This window comes from Bifidobacterium ramosum (assembly GCF_009299505.1).
Taxonomy (GTDB): Bacteria; Actinomycetota; Actinomycetes; order Actinomycetales; family Bifidobacteriaceae; genus Bifidobacterium; species Bifidobacterium ramosum.
In genome coordinates this window covers 1-16,834 of the sequence record NZ_WBSM01000014.1, presented here as the reverse complement: position 1 = coordinate 16,834, position 16,834 = coordinate 1, and the positions used below count along the sequence as shown (strand labels likewise).

The 16,834-nt window shown below is 63.4% G+C and carries 12 protein-coding genes and 1 pseudogene; 5 read left to right on the top strand and 8 right to left on the bottom strand.

Features of this window, described 5'->3' with window-relative positions; all coding sequences use genetic code 11:
- Window positions 1–117 precede the first annotated feature (117 nt).
- The 3 genes and pseudogenes from DSM100688_RS10630 (at window position 118) to DSM100688_RS10615 (ending at window position 2,866) form a co-directional block, all read left to right on the top strand.
- The gene (locus tag DSM100688_RS10630; protein ID WP_152359071.1) at window positions 118–663 is read left to right on the top strand and encodes a TetR/AcrR family transcriptional regulator; all 546 of its coding nucleotides are present in this window, start codon (window positions 118–120) and stop codon (window positions 661–663) included.
- A 71-nt stretch (window positions 664–734) separates the two neighbouring features.
- Window positions 735–1,982: pseudogene (locus tag DSM100688_RS12290) on the top strand (CynX/NimT family MFS transporter).
- Complete coding sequence (locus DSM100688_RS10615; RefSeq protein WP_239519449.1) at window positions 1,979–2,866, top strand: ABC transporter ATP-binding protein; 888 nt, start codon at window positions 1,979–1,981, stop codon at window positions 2,864–2,866. The pseudogene DSM100688_RS12290 and the gene DSM100688_RS10615 overlap by 4 nt, the downstream one beginning before the upstream one ends.
- Window positions 2,867–3,448: 582 nt before the next feature.
- On the opposite strand, the gene DSM100688_RS10610 is transcribed toward DSM100688_RS10615, so the two are convergent.
- The 5 genes from DSM100688_RS10610 to DSM100688_RS10590 all read right to left on the bottom strand — a co-directional run bounded on the left by DSM100688_RS10610 (window position 3,449) and on the right by DSM100688_RS10590 (window position 9,794).
- Entirely contained in the window at window positions 3,449–4,669 is a 1,221-nt protein-coding gene (locus tag DSM100688_RS10610) for a Fic family protein (RefSeq protein ID WP_240811860.1), read from the bottom strand.
- Window positions 4,670–4,811: 142 nt separating this feature from the next.
- Window positions 4,812–5,588: an SDR family NAD(P)-dependent oxidoreductase gene (locus tag DSM100688_RS10605; RefSeq protein WP_204316741.1), complete on the bottom strand. Its 777-nt coding sequence runs from the start codon at window positions 5,586–5,588 to the stop codon at window positions 4,812–4,814.
- 95 nt (window positions 5,589–5,683) lie between these two features.
- On the bottom strand, window positions 5,684–7,570 hold the full coding sequence (locus tag DSM100688_RS10600) for an ATP-binding cassette domain-containing protein (RefSeq protein WP_240811859.1): 1,887 nt from the start codon (window positions 7,568–7,570) through the stop codon (window positions 5,684–5,686).
- Between the two features lie 134 nt (window positions 7,571–7,704).
- The gene (locus DSM100688_RS10595; protein WP_152359068.1) at window positions 7,705–8,832 is read right to left on the bottom strand and encodes a branched-chain amino acid aminotransferase; all 1,128 of its coding nucleotides are present in this window, start codon (window positions 8,830–8,832) and stop codon (window positions 7,705–7,707) included.
- Window positions 8,833–9,164: 332 nt separating this feature from the next.
- Window positions 9,165–9,794 (bottom strand): 50S ribosomal protein L25/general stress protein Ctc, encoded by a 630-nt coding sequence (locus DSM100688_RS10590; protein ID WP_152359067.1) that lies wholly within the window; start codon window positions 9,792–9,794, stop codon window positions 9,165–9,167.
- Between the two features lie 326 nt (window positions 9,795–10,120).
- Here DSM100688_RS10590 and DSM100688_RS10585 point away from each other — a divergent pair, with 326 nt between their 5' ends.
- Window positions 10,121–11,119 (top strand): alpha/beta hydrolase, encoded by a 999-nt coding sequence (locus DSM100688_RS10585; protein ID WP_152359066.1) that lies wholly within the window; start codon window positions 10,121–10,123, stop codon window positions 11,117–11,119.
- 213 nt (window positions 11,120–11,332) lie between these two features.
- Here DSM100688_RS10585 and DSM100688_RS10580 read toward each other — a convergent pair whose 3' ends face one another.
- From DSM100688_RS10580 to DSM100688_RS10570, 3 genes are read right to left on the bottom strand one after another with little or no spacing between them, the layout of a single operon-like run.
- A complete protein-coding gene (locus DSM100688_RS10580; protein WP_152359065.1) occupies window positions 11,333–12,784 on the bottom strand; it encodes an NAD(P)(+) transhydrogenase (Re/Si-specific) subunit beta in 1,452 nt (483 codons plus the stop codon).
- Window positions 12,785–13,102: an NAD(P) transhydrogenase subunit alpha part 2 gene (locus DSM100688_RS10575; protein ID WP_152359064.1), complete on the bottom strand. Its 318-nt coding sequence runs from the start codon at window positions 13,100–13,102 to the stop codon at window positions 12,785–12,787.
- 22 nt (window positions 13,103–13,124) lie between these two features.
- Complete coding sequence (locus tag DSM100688_RS10570; protein WP_152359063.1) at window positions 13,125–14,267, bottom strand: NAD(P) transhydrogenase subunit alpha; 1,143 nt, start codon at window positions 14,265–14,267, stop codon at window positions 13,125–13,127.
- 271 nt (window positions 14,268–14,538) lie between these two features.
- On the opposite strand from DSM100688_RS10570, the gene DSM100688_RS10565 reads away from it, so the two are divergent.
- Window positions 14,539–16,572 (top strand): AMP-dependent synthetase/ligase, encoded by a 2,034-nt coding sequence (locus DSM100688_RS10565; RefSeq protein WP_152359062.1) that lies wholly within the window; start codon window positions 14,539–14,541, stop codon window positions 16,570–16,572.
- The last annotated feature ends 262 nt before the right edge of the window (window positions 16,573–16,834 follow it).

Here is a 16,834-nt window from a genome sequence, read left to right as displayed (position 1 = left end):
ACCACCGATATGCGACATTCCTCGCTTATGCGACGATTTGCCCGAATCGTCGCATAACACTCGGCTTATGGTCGGCGAGGGAATGACGCCACCGACAAATGAACAGACGAAAGGGGCATGATGACCGATCTACGCATCGTCAAGACCCGCAAGGCGATCCGCGAGGCGTTTCTGCGCCTGCGGGCATCGGGAGTTCCGGCATCGAAGGTCAAGGTCAAGGACATCTGCGACCTTGCGCTCGTCAACCCGAGCACGTTCTACAAGCATTACCTCGACGTCTACGACCTGAACGACAAACTCGAGGACGAAACCATCGACGCGATGCTGGAGCATTACCCCGCCAAGGACAAGATCCTGTCCGATCCGCTCGCGTTCCTCAACGGCTGGAGACCGGCCGTCGACAGCCAGATCGACGATTTGCGCATCCTGTTCGGCGACCGCCCCGAAGTCATGTTCCGCAAGATCGAGTCGATGCTCGTCGAACGGTATTCCGCCCATGCGGCGAACGAGCACGAGCGCATCGCCGCCGTCTTCTCCATAGCCGGTGCGCTCCACTCACTCGGACTGCTCAAGCTGGAGGGCGGACAAAGCGACGACGAGATCATCGCGGCGGTCGCCGAAAACCTCAACGCCATCGCCGCGCGTATTCCCGGCGGGCGATGACGGCCATCCTCCCACCCATACGCATCAACGGCATCATCACACGGATACTCTCAACCATCTAGTCAATCATCATGGAACAGATAACAGAACATCATCCCATCCCCTCGTCGGCATCGCGATTCGCCGCATCGATACTGACCGCATTGGTCTTCGTCGTCGCGCTGAACCTGCGCGCCCCACTCACGTCCGTCGGCCCGCTGCTGCCGTGGATAGGGGCGTCCGAACATCTCAACGCGACGATGCAGGGGCTGCTCGGCTCGTTGCCCATCCTCGCGTTCGCCGTCGTTTCCCCGATGGTGCACCGCGCCGCCGAACGCCTCGGCATCGAACGGACCGTGCTGGCCGCGATGGCGTTCCTGACGATCGGCATCGTGATCCGTTCGACGTGCGGCACCACCGGACTGTGGGTCGGCACGCTTGTCATCGGCTGTTCGATCGCGGTGGGCAACGTTCTGGTGCCGGCCATAGTCAAACGCGACCATCCCGGTCGCACATCACTGGCCACCGGCATCTACTCCGCATGTATGACCGGCATGGCCGCGTTCGCTTCGGCCGCGACATTGCCCCTGTCCGATGCGATCGGATGGCGGGGCACGCTCGGCATCTGGGCCGTTCCCGCCGGAATCGTCACGCTGCTATAGCTGTGGCGTTCACGGGCGAATGCGCGAAGGACGACCCCGGCTGCGAAGACCGCCGCCGATGCGCAGCCCCGCAGCCGACGGAGTACGGCATCGGAGACCCGACTCCGAGTCTCCATGTGGAAAAGGCCGGAGGCATGGGCCGTCGCCCTGTTCATGGGGCTGCAATCCGTGAACTATTACGTGTGCGTCACCTGGCTGCCCACCATCGAGGTCTCCTTCGGCGTGCCCGCCGACCGGACCGGCTGGCATCTGGCGGTCTTCCAGCTCGTCGGCATCGTCATGGGACTGCTCATCCCCGTGCTGCTGAAGGGCGACAGCCAGGTCGCCGCCGTTGTCGTCGCCAGCGTGCCATTGGCCATCGGCGCGCTCGGACTGGCATTCGCGCCGCGGCTTGATCTGCTGTGGATCATCGTCACCAGCATCGGCTCGGGATGCTCTCTGGTCGTGGCACTCTCATTGATCGGATTGAAGACCTCGACCACCGAGGAGACGACGCAACTGTCGGGCATGGCTCAATGCGTCGGATACCTGCTCGCCGCGGTCGGTCCCATGTTGGCCGGAACGATCTACGACATCACCTCGGGATGGCGGACGGTGCTCATCATGCTGGCCGTACTGGCCGTCGCACAGACCGCCATCGGCATCATCATCGGACGGAATATGGAAGTGGGGCAATGACCATGCTCGGCGAAACAACCCACGACGCAATGGTACTAGCCCGGTCGGTGGGCTACTATCGCAATCGGCGGCTAATCCTTGCCGACGTGAACCTCACCATTGCCACCGGCGGACGATGGGTGCTGTTCGGACCGAACGGAGTGGGAAAATCCACACTGCTGGAAATGATCGCGATGCGCACCTACCCCAACGTCGGCGGACTGCGCGTCTTCGGGGACCGAACAGTCGCGGGCTCGGACCCGGAGCGCCGTCGCACCCGCATAGCCATCGTCTCTGCGGCGTTCGGGCACAACATCGGGTCGGGAATGAACCCGCTCACGGTCGTCGCCTCGGGGATTCCACGAGGAACGAAGGATTCGGCCGACGAGGCATACGAGAAGGCGTACGCGATGATGCGCCGACTCGACATCGCATATCTGACCGGCAAACAGTGGCGCAACCTGTCCGAAGGCGAGCGCACGAGGGTGATGATCTCCCGCGCGCTCGTCTCGCCGGCGGATCTCCTGATCTTCGATGAACCGACCACCGGCCTTGATCTGGGTGGCCGTGAAACGGTGTTGCGAGAACTGTCGGCGCTGGCCTCGCGAGGGGACGAGCGCACGATGCCACTCGTCACGCATCGGGTGGAGGACATCCCCGCCGGATTCGACCATATCGCGATGATGGGCCGAATGATGGAACACGAGTGCATGACATACCTCGACACGCATCCGCGCATCTACGCCACACTTGACGGCAACACGACACCGGGAACCATCACGTTCACCGGACCACTTGACGAAGGACTTATCGACGAACGTCTCGAATCGATGTTCGGCGTCCCGCTACACGTAGAGCGAACCGGGCAGCGATGGAGGGCCTCGCACCGGCTGCGTTTCGCATGAGCGGTCCGAATGAATGCCTCGTCGCCGGTTCCAGTGCTCCTCAGTCATTATGTCGCATTCGACTGGGGGGCACTGGAACCGATGCGGACACAACCGGGACACAATGGCCGCGGAGAACAGCGAAATCGACGGCAATTAACGAATCTCGTGAGCGTCACCAGAACAGCTTCATTGCAACGAAAACACAACTGACGAAGCTTGCAGAAATCAACGAATCAACCCTTCAAACCAGCAAGGGGTTACCCAGTCATCGGATATTGAGCAGATTACGTTCGTTATTCCCGACTTGCGTAACATAAACTGTTTTGTCACAATGAATATGCTTTGTCCCGTAAGGGTGAGGTTCCAAGTTGCCGGGGGTATTCCCCCGGCATCTCTTCCCGCTTTATTCGACAAGAAACCGATGAATGAGTGGAGAGACTTCGCGAAGAACACGCCGACGCGATTAGGCTACAAGCTAATATCACGCCCACTAATACTGAATAACGAGAAATCCCCGGGGTTTCATGATGTTTCGCATGAGTGACGATCCGGGGCATTCATGGACAACATAGCAGCTGTCATAAACTTTGGAAACATTACTCACCCTCTCCTCAGACCGGCGGCGTACTCGTCCAGGACATCGAGAATTCCGCGATGCTCCCAGATGACATTACGACGTGCTCCACCACGTCGCGTCAGTACCCCGGCTTCTTCGAGACGTTTTACCGCGCGCTCTGCCTGCGGCTTGCTTAACCCAAGCGAATCGCACAGATACGCCGTCGTAACGATGGGCTGGGCAATCAGCTGAGGTACGATTCGCCACACCGGAGAATCCGAGCGCACTCCTCGCAATGCCGATTTCGCGGTATCAAGCTGATCGACCAGATCATCGATCAGTTGCCGTCCGCTCGCCGCCGCAAACAGACACGCCTCCACGAACGATTCCACGATGGGAGCCGCATCACCTTTACGAAAGGCCGTCAGCGCGTTGAAATATGCTTCGGTGTCACGCAGCAAACCAGCGGAAACCGGTGGAGTCGTAGTGCGGACAAGACCTTTATTGCGCAGGATCGCGTGCACCAATGCCCTTCCGCGTCGACCATTGCCATCCGCGAACGGATGAATCGTCTCGAACTGGGCATGGGCGATGGCGCACTGCACCACTACCGGCAGATCGTCTCTGCCAATGAACCGCACCAGATCCGCCATCGCATCACCGACCCGTTCCGGCTGCGGAGCTACATGGGACGCGCCTCTCGGACTGTATGAATCAGTACCGACCCACACCAGCCCGGTACGATATTGCCCGGCCTGTTCTTCCCATCCCGGTTGAGCAAGCAGCAACGCACGATGCATTGCCAACACATGCTGCTCGTCCATATACCGGCCAAGTTCGAGCGCAGCCTCCATGGCCCGCACATTGCCCACTACGATAGCCGCATTGCCGCTCGTTCCTTCATGAATGGTTTCGAGGGCAAGATTCTTCGCGCCAACCGTCAGATGCTCGATCTGCGACGACGACGTTGCCTCCGTCCGCAGCAAAACCGCACTCATAGGACCAAGTACATGATTCCCCTCCCCCAATCGCGAAGAAGAATACGAGTCGAATCGAGCCAATGCCGTGGCCGCGTCCTCAGCTTGAGCGGCGATGGAGGTCGGTATGGAAAAATTCCAATCCGCCAAAGTCGCGGGAATCGTCGACTCATACTGGTCATTGTCTCGCGAACGACGAGAACGAGAAACCGGCGCGTCATCCGCAATATGCCATACGTGCTGCTCCAAAATCGTAGCCGGAATCTTCAGCACTTCGTCATTATCCACGGTTTTCTCTTTTCTTAGCTACACTTATCACGATAAGTGTAGCTAAGAAAAGAGAGAGACACACTTAGCACTAGCGGACGCACCGCTCGCAGCATTTCTGTCATTCCGCATCAGCCATTATTTCAAACAACACCCCCACTGCTCAGTTCATGTAAACCCCGCCGTTGACGTCGATGCCCTGGCCGGTGATGTAGCAGGCGTCGTCGCTGGCGAGGAACGCGATTACGCCGGCCACGTCGTCGGTTTCGCCGAGACGTCCGAGCGGGATGCCGGCCGCGGTGTAGCCGGTGCCGGCGGTCATCGCCGTGTTGATCACGCCCGGGCAGACGGCGTTCACGCGGATGCCGTACTGGCCGAGCAGCTTCGCGTAGCTGCGCGTCGCGGTCAACAGACCGCCCTTGGACGCAGCGTAGCTGACCGACGAGGCGATGCCGCCGATGCGCGCGGCCAACGAGGCGATGTTCACGATCGCCCCGGAGCGTTGCGGCTTCATGGTTGTGATCGCCTCGCGCACGCACAGGTGGGCGCCACGCAGGTTGATGTTCATGCACCAGTCCCACTGATCGGCGTCCAGATCCTCGATCGGCGTGGTCGGGCAGGCGCCGGCGCCGTTGACCAGAATATCCAACCGCGGGAACAGTTCTCCGGTGCGGGCGAACAACGCTTCGACGCTGTGCGGCTTGGCCACGTCGACCTTGATGCCGTACGCCTTGCACCCGTATCGTTCGTCGAGCGCCGACGCGCTCTGCTCCGCCTGTTCGCCGTTGAGGTCGGCCAGGATCACGCCGGCCAGTCCTTCCACGGCCATGCGTTCGGCGGATGCATAACTGATGCCACGCGCGCCGCCGGTCACCACCGCGTATTTGCCGGCGAATCGCCCGGCGATCCCACTGTCGTTCGTCATCGCATCGTTCATCATCGAACCTCCTTGCTGCGAATGTCAGCTCAGTATAGGCACGATGACCGGTTCGACGTGCGTGACGTACGTGACATACGTGATGATCGCGCGACGATCTATTCGAGACTGTCGTTGACGAGCCGAGCGAAGGCACCGTTGCGGTCGACCAACTGACGGTAGGTGCCGGTTTCGCCGATGTGGCCGTGGTCGAGGACGATGATCCGGTCCATGGTGGTCAGGACGCGTGGCCGGTGGCTGATGACGATCACGGTGACGCCGGACGGCCGGTTGGCGATCAGGTCATGGTAGATCGCGGCCTCGGCGGTCGCGTCCACCGCGGCGGTCGGCTCGTCCAGTATCCACAACGGTTTGCCGGACAGGAACGTGCGCACCAGCGCGAGACGCTGCCATTGGCCGCCCGACAAGCCCACACCGCCCCATTCCTGGCCGAGCTGCGCATCCAGCCCGCCCGGCAGTCCGGTCACGATGTCGAGGGCGCGGGCGAGTTGCAGACCGTCGCGCAGTTCGTCGTCCGTGTGACGGGATGCGGGGTCGATGAACTCGCGCACGGTCACCTCGATATGCGTGAAGTCCTGGAACACCATGCTTGACGCGCCCAGCCGATCGGCCCACGAACGCAAGACACGACGATTGTCATCGGCCGTGCCGGCAGTCAGTGCGACAGCGCCGTCCGGCGCATCGAGGATGCCGGCGATGAGTTTAACGAGCGTGGTCTTGCCCGACCCGTTCTCGCCCACCAGCGCGACGATCGATCCCGGTTCGACGTTCAACGACACGTCGTCCAACGCCGGAGACTGGACGGCCGGCACCGGCTTGTCGTCATCCTCCACGGCATCACCGCCACCGTCCGACTCGTCGTCGTCCTTCGCGGCAATCGGATACGCGTAGGTCAGATGCTCCACGTGCACGCCGACCGAACCGGCCGACGCAGGAGTCACGGGAATCTCTGGGTTCGCGTGCAGCAGGTTCATGAGCCGCTCGTAGGCGAGGATCATCGGCGTGGACGCCATGAGGTTGCCGAACGCCTCGCCCGTGGTACGCGTCACCGACAAACCGGTCATGATACCCACCAGCGCGGCCGGGATGCTCGCCGAAGACGCACGGCCGGACGTCAATATCAGCCAGAACGCGCCGCCGGTCAGCAACGCGAACACAAGCGAGCTGATGCCGGTCAGCTGCACCGTGCGCCACGAGATCCGCTCCCACATGCCCGCCATGTTGAAATAGCGAACGCGAGCCTGTTCGGGGATGCCGAACGAGCCGGCCGTGGCCGCGATCTCCGTGCTCGACGGCGGATAATCCAACAGTCGCTCGAAATAATTCGCGCGACGCGACTCCCGGCCGCGCTTCGGCCACAGTTCGTTCGTGAGCTTCTCCACGCCGAACTGCGCCAGCAGCTCGGGGATCATCGCCAACGCGATCATGACCGCGGCCAGCGGATGCATATGCCACAAAGAGCCGGCCAGCATGACCATCGACACGAGCGCGCCGACCACCGAAGTCGCGTCCGCAGCCTGCGAGGCCACGTTGTACGGGATCGCGTCACGCGCCGCACGCACCTGCGTCGTCACCTCGTCATCCAACGTCTGCGCCGGGGTCAGACCTGCCAGCGCGTCGGTCAGGTCGGACTGGTATTCGGCCATCAACGGCTCCTGCAACAGATCACGCATGTTCTGCGCCAGCGACGACGACACCGACATCAACACCGCGCCCACCGTCAGCACCACGAGGATCACCGCGAACCGTCCGGCGCCAAGCTCGCTACCGGAACCAAGCCCGTCCGGTCCGCACGCCCAGCCGATCAGCCACACCTGCAACGACGGCATCGCCATCATCACCAGCATCGACAGCCACATCGCCACCGTACGCGCCGGCCGCCTGCGCAACGCATACACACTTGTCCGCCACGACGTCATCACCGCATCGGCGAACGGCCGCAGACGGCCGCTTATATCCTTCTTCTCACCATTGTTCTCAGACACAATCGGCCAGCATAGAAAGTCAATGTTAAAAAAAATTACGGCCGACCGTCACCGTACCGAATATGAAAAGAACCCTTGCGAATATCACTATCCGCAAGGGTCCCTCATCACTCGTTAATGAGAACGAATCTCAATCAGCATACACGCCACATCCAGTTGTGCGGATCCTCGATCTCGCCAAGCTGGATGCCGAGCAGCTGGTTGCGCAGCGCCACGGTCAGTTCGCCGGAGCCGCCGTCGGCGACGGTCACGTCGAACTTCTCGGACTTGAAGCGGCCGATCGGGGTGATGATGGCGGCGGTGCCGCAGGCGAACACCTCGGTGACCTCGCCGGACTTGATGTCCTCGAGCAGCTGGTCGAGCGCGATCATCGTCTCGACGACGTCGTGGCCGTCGTCCTGCAGCAGCTGGATCAGCGAGCGGCGGGTGACGCCCGGCAGGATGTTACCGGTCAGCGACGGGGTCTCGACATGGCCGTCCTTGTGCACGACCATCATGTTCATGCCGCCGAGCTCCTCAAGGTAGGTCTTGGTGGCGGCGTCCACGAAGCACACCTGCTCGCAGCCGTTCGCGATGCCCGTGTATTCGCCGAGCAGGGAGGCCGCGTAGTTGCCGCCGCACTTGGCGAAACCGGTGCCGCCAGGGCCGGTGCGGAACCACTTGTCCTCGACCCAGATGCTCACCGGCTTCACGCCGCCCGGGAAGTACGGGCCGGACGGGGAGGCGATCACGCAGTAGTCGACCTCCTGCGGGGCGCGCACGCCGAGGAACGGCTCGGAGGCGAACATGAACGGACGCATGTACAGCGTGTACTCACGGCGAGACGGCACCCAGTTCACGTCGCGCTTGACGAGCGCGGCCACGGAGCCGAGGAAGTCGTCGATCGGCAGTTCCGGCAGGTACAAGCGCTTGGCGGAGTTCTGGAAACGCTCGGCGTTCGCGTCCGGGCGGAACAGCCACGTGGAGCCGTCGGCGTGACGGTAGGCCTTGAGGCCTTCGAAGCATTCCTGCGCGTAGTGCAGCACGGATGCGCCCGGGTCCATCTTCAGCGGCGCGTACGGCTCGATGCGGCGGTCGCCCCAGCCTTCGCCCTTGGTCCAGGTCATGTGGGCCATGTTGTCGGAGAAGACCTGACCGAAGGCCGGCTTGTCGATGAGTTCGTTGCGCTTCGCATCGGAGGCCGGGTTGTCGTTCGGCAGCACGGTGAACGGCTCGGTGAGCTTGTCGAGCGCCGCGGGATCGTGATGGGATTGTTCAGTCATTGCTAACTTCTTTTGTACGATGCCGCTCGCGGTGCCCGTTATGCTGCGTACGCCGCGGCCGGCATGTGATGGTGTTACATCGGCGCTTGTGGCACCGGTTCTGGTTGATACTCTCTCACATACCCGCGCCGGCGGGCATGTGAGTTTCACATTATGAATATCGGTTGCGGATGGTCCGGAGGCGGCTCGTACGGCGGGTCGATGGGTCGTACGAATGCACGAAGGCCCGTACAAGTTCGTCTCGTACGGACCTTCGCGTTATCGATGCGGCATATATCAATATGCTATCGACTCTCTCGAATCATCGGCTGCCCGGGACTCGCCCGGACGGATCACTTGGCGTCGGCGGCCGGAGCGGCAGCGGAGTCAGCCGGGGCGGCAGCGGCGTCGGCTTCCGGAGCGGCGGTGGACTCGGTGGCATCCTCCGGCACCTCGACGGTGACGACGGACTCCTCGAGGTCATCCATGTCGAGCTCGACGCCCTCCGGCAGGACGACGTCCTTGAGCAGGACCTTGGTGCCGTCGGTCAGGCCGTCGACGTTCACGACGATCTTCTCCGGCAGGTTGGCGACATCGGCGCGGACCTTGAGCTCCTGCACGTCGACGAACGCGACGGCGACGCCCTTCGGGGTGCCCTCGACGAACACCGGCACCTCGACGTCGATCTTCTCGCCGGCCTTGACCTCGTAGAAGTCAACGTGCTCGACGATGCGCTTGACGGGGTTGCGCTGCACGTCCTTGACGACGGCCAGCTTGGTCTCGTCGCCGAACGCGATGGAGAACAGCGCGTTGGTGTGACGCAGGGACAGGGTGGTCTCCTTCATCGGGAGCTTGACGAACACCGGGGCCTCGCCGCCGGCGTAGATGGTCGCCGGGATCTGCTTGGCGACGCGCATACGGCGGGCAGCGCCCTTGCCGAACTCGTCGCGGACTTCGCCCTCGAGCTTGATGGTGGTAGCCATGATTGGTCTCCTTGGTTTGTTACTTGTCGTTCTGTCTGTTTGACGCCACGACGCGTCGCAGAACGCACCAAGGAGGTGAGCCATACGCCGAGTCGATTACGGAAGAACAGGACTCTTACGAGCTGCTCTTCCCTCGCCAAAGCAACAGCTCACCAGTATACACGGATGCCGGACAGAGCGGGCAGGACGGACCTACAATGGGAAGCAGCGCCGCGTGTGGCGGTTTTCGCTCGCTGACGGGATCGTCAGCGAGCGAAAACCGCCACACGGAGAAGGATGGGCTCAGTCGATCCAAACGGAACGACAGGCAGGGAATCGAGGATGCGATGAAGCTGGTTACACGCAATGTTCTGATCGGCACCGGGGTTGCCGCTGCAACAGCCAGCCTGCTGTGCGGGGCGGGCGAGATCATGTTTCGATTCACGATCGACACGCAGTTCCCATGGTCGATGATGAAACTCGTCAGAGCCGGCAAGGTCAAGGGCGCGGATCTGGAGGGCCCGCACCGGGACGCCGGCGAGGAGGCCGAGGCCGCACGATGGTTTGACGAGTCGAAACAGCCGGTCGTCACGTTCAGCGAGGATGAACTGCGGCTGCACGGCTGGCTGCTTGACCCCGATTGCGTTTCGCCGCAACCGCATCTGTATGCAATCTGCATGCACGGCTACACGGGGACGCCGGCCGAGATGGCGAAATACGCGCACCGGTTCGCACGCCTTGGCTTCACGGTGCTTGCTCCTGCGATGCGCGGCCATGAGTTGAGCGAGGGTCGGTATACCGGCATGGGTTGGCTGGAGCGTCGCGACCTGATGGCGTGGATACGGCTGATCGTCGACAGCGATCCCGACGCGCGAATTCTGCTGGATGGTCTGTCGATGGGCGCGGCGTGCGTGATGATGACGGTCGGCGAGCCCGATCTGCCGCGCAACGTGGTCGCGGCAATCGAGGACTGCGGATATACGTCCGTGTGGGATCAATTCCTGTTCAACGCGAAGGGCCTATACCGGCTGCCGAACAAATGGCTTGCCATGCCGGTGGTCAAGGCGATGAGCGCTGCATGCCGTCGGACGGCGGGATATGGCTTCGAAGAGGCGTCGAGCGTGGCGTCGCTCAGGCATGCCACGATCCCGATGCTGTTCATCCACGGCGCGGCCGACGCCTTCGTCGACCCGTCGTTTCTTGATCGCAATTATCAGGCATGCGCGAGCCTGCACCGGGATCGGCTGCTCATTGCCGGCGCCGGACATGCAATGAGCGCCAGCACCGCCCCGGACGTCTACTGGCGCAAGGTCACCGGCTTCGTGCGCGGCGCGTTCGGGCTCTGAGCCCACATACGACAGCGGCTCCCCTCTCTGAGGGGAGCCGTCCCGGTGACATGGCAGTAGCCGTCACCCTGCACAGTGGCTCCCCTCGTGAGGGGAGCTGTCAGCGAAGCTGACTGAGGGGAGCAAGAGGTCGACCCGCCTGCTCCCCTCAGTCTCACTTCGTTCGACAGCTCCCCTCACAGAGGGGAGCCACTGTCGTCAGCGTCGAACGCGTTACGCGATGAGCTCCTTTACGGCTGCGATGACGGCTTGCAGTCCCGCCTTCGCGTCGCCGAAGAGCATCTGCGTGTTGTCCTTGAAGTACAGCTCGTTCTCGATGCCGGCGTAGCCCTTGCCGCGACCGCGCTTCATGACGACGACGTTCTGCGCCTTGTCGACGTCGAGGATCGGCATGCCCGAAACCGGGGTGCCGGGCCGGCGGGCGGCCGGGTTGGTGACGTCGTTCGCGCCGACGACGAGGGCGACGTTGGCGCTCGGGAACTGCGGGTTGATGTCGTCGAGGTCGACGAGCTCCTCGTAGGGCACGTTGGCTTCGGCGAGCAGCACGTTCATATGGCCGGGCATACGGCCGGCGACCGGATGGATCGCGTATTCGACCTCGACGCCGTGGCCCTTGAGCAGCTCGCCCAGGTCGGCGAGCTCGCGCTGCGCCTGCGCCTGCGCCAGACCGAAGCCGGGCACGAAGATGACCTTGTCGGCGTAGACGAGCTGGACGGCCACATCGTCGGCCGAGGTCTCCTTCATGGTGCCTTCGGGGCCTTCGCCGCCCGCGGCCGCATCGGAGCCGCCACCGAATCCGCCGGCGAGGACGCTCATGAGCGGACGGTTCATGGCCTTGCTCATGGCGAGCGACAGGGTCACGCCGGCCGCGCCGACGAGCGCGCCGGCGACGATGAGCGCGATGTTGTTGATCGCGAGGCCACTCATGGCGACGGCGGTGCCGGTGCACGCGTTGAGCACGGAGATGACGACGGGCATGTCGGCGCCGCCGATCGGGATGACGAACACGAGACCGTAGCCGAGGGCGAACACGGTGGTCAGGATGCACCAGAGCACCGCGTTGGACGGCTGCACGCACAGCATGACGAACGCCACGACGGTGAGCGCAATGAACGCGATGTTCCACACGCCCTTGGCCGGCAGGGTGAGCTTCCTGAGGAACTTGACGCCCTGCAGCTTGCCGGCGGCGACGAGCGAGCCGGTGAACGTGACCGAGCCGATCATGATGCCGAGACCGGCGGTGATGAGCACGACGAGGCCGGGGCCTGCGGCGTCCTCGGAGTTGAGGATGTCGTTAAGCGCGACAAGCGCGGCCGCGCCGCCGCCGACCGTGTTGAACACGGACACGAGCTGCGGCATGTCGGTCATCTTGACCTTCTTGGCGCTCCACACGCCCGCGATCGCGCCGATCGCGATGCCGGCGACGAGCAGCGCGACGGCGACGCCATGCTGGAAGCCGTTGCCGATCTCGCCGGCGAACAGCACGATGAACGCCATGACGCAGGCCATGACCATGCCGGCGGCGGAGATCAGGTTGCCGCGGCGGGCGGTCTTCGGCGAGTTCATGAGGTGCAGGCCGATGACGAACATGACGGCGGCCAGCAGGTAGACGAACCATTCGACGACGCCGAGCGGCGTGCCCAGCGTCTGTTCCAGCGTACCCATTTACTTGGCCTCCTCGTTCTTGTCGGCGTCCTGCTTCTTGGTCTTGTCGGACTTGAACATCTCGAGCATGCGGTCGGTGACCACATAGCCGCCGACGACGTTCATCGTGCCGAGCACCGCGGCGAGGAAGATGAACACCCAGGCGAGCGGGCTGGTGGCGTGCGCGGCGACGATGACGACGCCGACGATGACGATGCCGTGGATGGAGTTCGCGCCGGACATGAGCGGCGTGTGCAGGGTCGCCGGCACCTTGCCGATGACCTCGACGCCGATGAGCAGCGCCAGTACGAACAGGGTGATCGCTACGACGATATCCATGATTGGGTTCCCCTTTCTTCCCTTACGCCTGCGCCGGGGCCGCAGCGGGCCGACCGGCGACGATGAGCGCGTCGTCGAGTTCCTCGTTCAGGTCGATGCTCAGCCTGCCGTCCTTGACGAAGTGTGCGAGCACGTCGCCGACGTTGCGGGCGAGCAGGTTCGCGGCGGTGTTGGAGACGTCGCTGGCCAGATACGGCGCGCCGATGATGGTGACGCCGCCGTCGGTGACGCTCGTGCCGACCGTGGAGCCTTCGACGTTGCCGCCGAGGTCGCTGGCCGCGCAGTCGACGATCACGGCGCCGCGCTTGAGGCCGTCCACGCCGGCCTTGGTGAGCAGCACCGGCGGCTTGCGGCCGGGCACCTTCGCGGTGGTGATGATGACGTCGAAGCCGGCGGCCTTCTGGTCGACCGCCGCCTGCTGGGCGGCCTGTTCCTCGGGGGTGAGGGCGCGCGCGTAGCCGCCTTCGCCCTGGCCTGCCGAAAAGTCGAGGCCGAGATCGAGAAACTTCGCGCCGAGCGATTCGACCTCGCCGCGCGAGGCCGGGCGCACGTCGTACGCGGTGACGACCGCGCCGAGCCGGCGCGCCGTGCCGATGGCCTGAAGGCCGGCGATGCCGGCGCCGAGGATGAGCACCTTGGCCGGGCGGATGGTGCCGGCGGCGGTGGTCATCATCGGGAAGAACGATCCGTAGGCGTTGGCGGCGACGAGCGCGGCCTTGTAGCCCATCACGGAGTTCTGCGAGGTCATCTCGTCCATCGACTGCGCGGAGCTGAGCTGACGCGGCAGCTTCTCCATCGCCACACCGACCAGTCCGGCCTTGTCGAGCGCGGCCACGTACTCGGCGTCGGTGAAGGAGCCGAGCATGCCGATCACCCACGTGCCCGGCTTGAGCCGTCCGAGCAGTTCCGTGGACGGCCGGTCGACGAATCCGAGCGCGTCGGCCTTGGCGATCACCTCGTCGGCCGGCAGTACGGACGCACCGGCCTTCGTATAATCATCATCCGTATATTGTGCGGCGAGTCCCGCGCCGCGTTCGATCAGACAGGACACGCCCGCCTTGCGCAACCGTGCGACGATGTCCGGCGTCAGGGCGACGCGCGACTCATGCTCCGATGTTTCGTTGAGAACACCAAACGACACGGTGGCTTCCTGGGTTTCAGCCATGAGAGCCCTTTCTTTCCTAAGCAACCATTGCTTACACCGCCCCAGTGTAGCGGTTCAGCGGAACTTCGGCGTGGACGTCCCACGTAGTGAATACGTATGCAACATGCTGCAACGACGCGCGCCAATCGTCTGCGCGACGGTATGTCATCCGAAAACGGCGAGATATGGCCCTTCCCTACGCTACCGTAAGGTGACGGGTCGGCGAAGAACGATTAAGATGTGAAGATTGATTGACCATCGCAATGGTTTGAGAACGTCAAGGAGAGTTTTCGTGTCCGTCATCACCTCACTGAACAAACGAACGGCCGGTCTCGTGCAGAAGGCGCTGCGATTGGGCGGCGACTTCGTCCACCCGGTCAGCGACGACACATCCGACGCGCCGGACTACGTCTCCCCCGACGACATCGTCGACGAGAACCGCGATCTGCCGCACACCGACGAATGGGGCCCGGGATACCCGACCACCACGTTCATCGACCCGACGACGGGACTGCTGACCGCCGAAACCGCAGGCAACCCGCCGCTCGACGAGCACACGACCATCTACAGCGTGTACGAGGACCGCGCGCAGCGCATGGGCGACGAACCGCTGTACACATTCAAGGCGAACGGCGAATGGGTGACCAAGACCGCCAACGAGTTCCTCGCCGAAGTGCGCAAGGTCGCCAAGGGCCTGATCCACTACGGCCTGAAGAAGGGTGACGCGGTCGCGTTCATGTGCCGCACCTCGTATGAGTGGGATCTCGCCGACGCGGCGATCATGGCGTGCGGCGGCGTGCTCGCGTCGATCTACGACACCGATTCGGCCGAGCAGATCCGCAACATCGTGAACAACTCCGACGCCCGACTGCTCATCGTGCAGGACACCGCCATGCGCGAGAAGGCGGACGGCGCGATCGAGGAATGCCCGTCGCTCGAGCACATCATCTGCATCGAGACGGGTGGCCTCGACGAGATCGCGGCCTACGGCAGCTCGGTGAGCGACGAGCAGCTCGACGAGCGCATCGGTTCACTCAAGAAGACCGACCTGTGCTCGATCATCTACACGTCCGGATCCACGTCCGCGCCGAAGGGCGTCGAGATGACGCACGAGAACTACTGCACGGACGCGTTCAACCTGCGCGACTACATGCCCGACCTGCTGCAGCACGACAAGTCCGGTTCCATCCTGCTGTTCCTGCCGCAGGCGCACACGTTCGCACGCGCGATCAACTACATCTGCGTGGCCAGCAGCATGCGCATCTACATCGCGACCGGCATCAAGACGCTGCTCGCCGACCTGCAGGTCGCGCGCCCGACCGTGATGATCGTGGTGCCCCGCGTGCTTGAGAAGGTGTACAACGCGGCCTCGCAGAAGGCCGGTCACGGCGCGAGGGGCGTCGTGTTCGCGGCGGCCGTCACCGCGGCGCAGCAGTACATGAAGGAGGTCAGCGAGTTCGGCAAGGCCAAGAAGCTCACCGCCGTGCGCCGCGCCTCGTTCGATCCGATCGTCTACCAGTCGCTGCGCGAGGCGCTCGGCGGCCGCACCAAGTGGATCGTCTCGGGCGGCGCCCCGCTCGACCCGGAGCTCATGAACTTCTTCCGCGGCGCGAACATCCCGGTCTACGAGGGCTACGGCCTGACGGAGACGACCGCGCCGTGCGCGTTCAACCCGCTCGGCGTGCCGTTCCACGAAGGCTCGGTTGGTGTGCCGTTCCCGAGTTTCAAGATCCGCATCGCCGAGGATGGCGAGATCCAGGTCGGCGGCCCGGTCGTGTTCCACCGTTATCACAAGAACGACGAGGCGACCGAGAACGCGTTCACGCCGGACGGCTGGCATGCGACCGGCGACCTGGGCCGGCTGGACGACGACGGGTTCCTGTACATCACCGGCCGCAAGAAGGACCTCATCATCACCGCAGGCGGCAAGAACGTGGCTCCCGGTCCGATCGAAGAGGTGATCCAGCGCTGCGAGTTCGTCTCGCACGCACTCGTGCTCGGCGACAAGCGCCCGTTCATCTCCGCGCTCATCACGCTGGACGAGGAGACGCTGCGCCCGTGGCTTGAGGCGAAGGGCCTCGACCGCGACATGTCGCTCGAGGACGCGGCGGCCAACGCGGCCGTGCGCGCCGAGGTGCAGAAGTGGGTCGATCAAGCCAACGAGGGCGTCTCCCGCGCCGAGTCGGTGCGCAAGTTCATCATCCTGCCCGAGGACTTCACCCAGGAGAACGGCCTGATGACCGCCTCCCTCAAGGTGATCCGCCCGAAGGTCATCAAGCGCTACGCCACCCTCCTCAACACCCAGATGTACACCAAGAAGAAGTAGCCATTCGCCTCGTACGGCGACATCGCTGTGGGTCGTGCGGCAACGCACGACCCACATTTGTTATCCGTCGGTATTACTCCCCTCAGTCCGCTACGCGGACAGCTCCCCTCACAGAGGGGAGCCAAAGTAGTGAGGGGCGGGTTCTAGTGATCGTTGCAACACCTGTGTTGCTTCTGATTTGATTGCGTGAATCGTATCATGCTGCGTTGATCAGGTCGAGGATAACCTCGGAAGGCTTCCGGAATCCGAGTGTCTTCCTCGG

Coding starts and splice junctions, on each gene's coding strand:
- DSM100688_RS10580 (WP_152359065.1), bottom strand. CDS start 12,784: ATGGGTACGCTGGAACAGACGCTGGGCACGCCGCTCGGCGTCGTCGAA.
- DSM100688_RS10590 (WP_152359067.1), bottom strand. CDS start 9,794: ATGGCTACCACCATCAAGCTCGAGGGCGAAGTCCGCGACGAGTTCGGC.
- DSM100688_RS10615 (WP_239519449.1), top strand. CDS start 1,979: ATGACCATGCTCGGCGAAACAACCCACGACGCAATGGTACTAGCCCGG.
- DSM100688_RS10585 (WP_152359066.1), top strand. CDS start 10,121: ATGAAGCTGGTTACACGCAATGTTCTGATCGGCACCGGGGTTGCCGCT.
- DSM100688_RS10595 (WP_152359068.1), bottom strand. CDS start 8,832: ATGACTGAACAATCCCATCACGATCCCGCGGCGCTCGACAAGCTCACC.
- DSM100688_RS10575 (WP_152359064.1), bottom strand. CDS start 13,102: ATGGATATCGTCGTAGCGATCACCCTGTTCGTACTGGCGCTGCTCATC.
- DSM100688_RS10570 (WP_152359063.1), bottom strand. CDS start 14,267: ATGGCTGAAACCCAGGAAGCCACCGTGTCGTTTGGTGTTCTCAACGAA.
- DSM100688_RS10605 (WP_204316741.1), bottom strand. CDS start 5,588: ATGATGAACGATGCGATGACGAACGACAGTGGGATCGCCGGGCGATTC.
- DSM100688_RS10630 (WP_152359071.1), top strand. CDS start 118: ATGATGACCGATCTACGCATCGTCAAGACCCGCAAGGCGATCCGCGAG.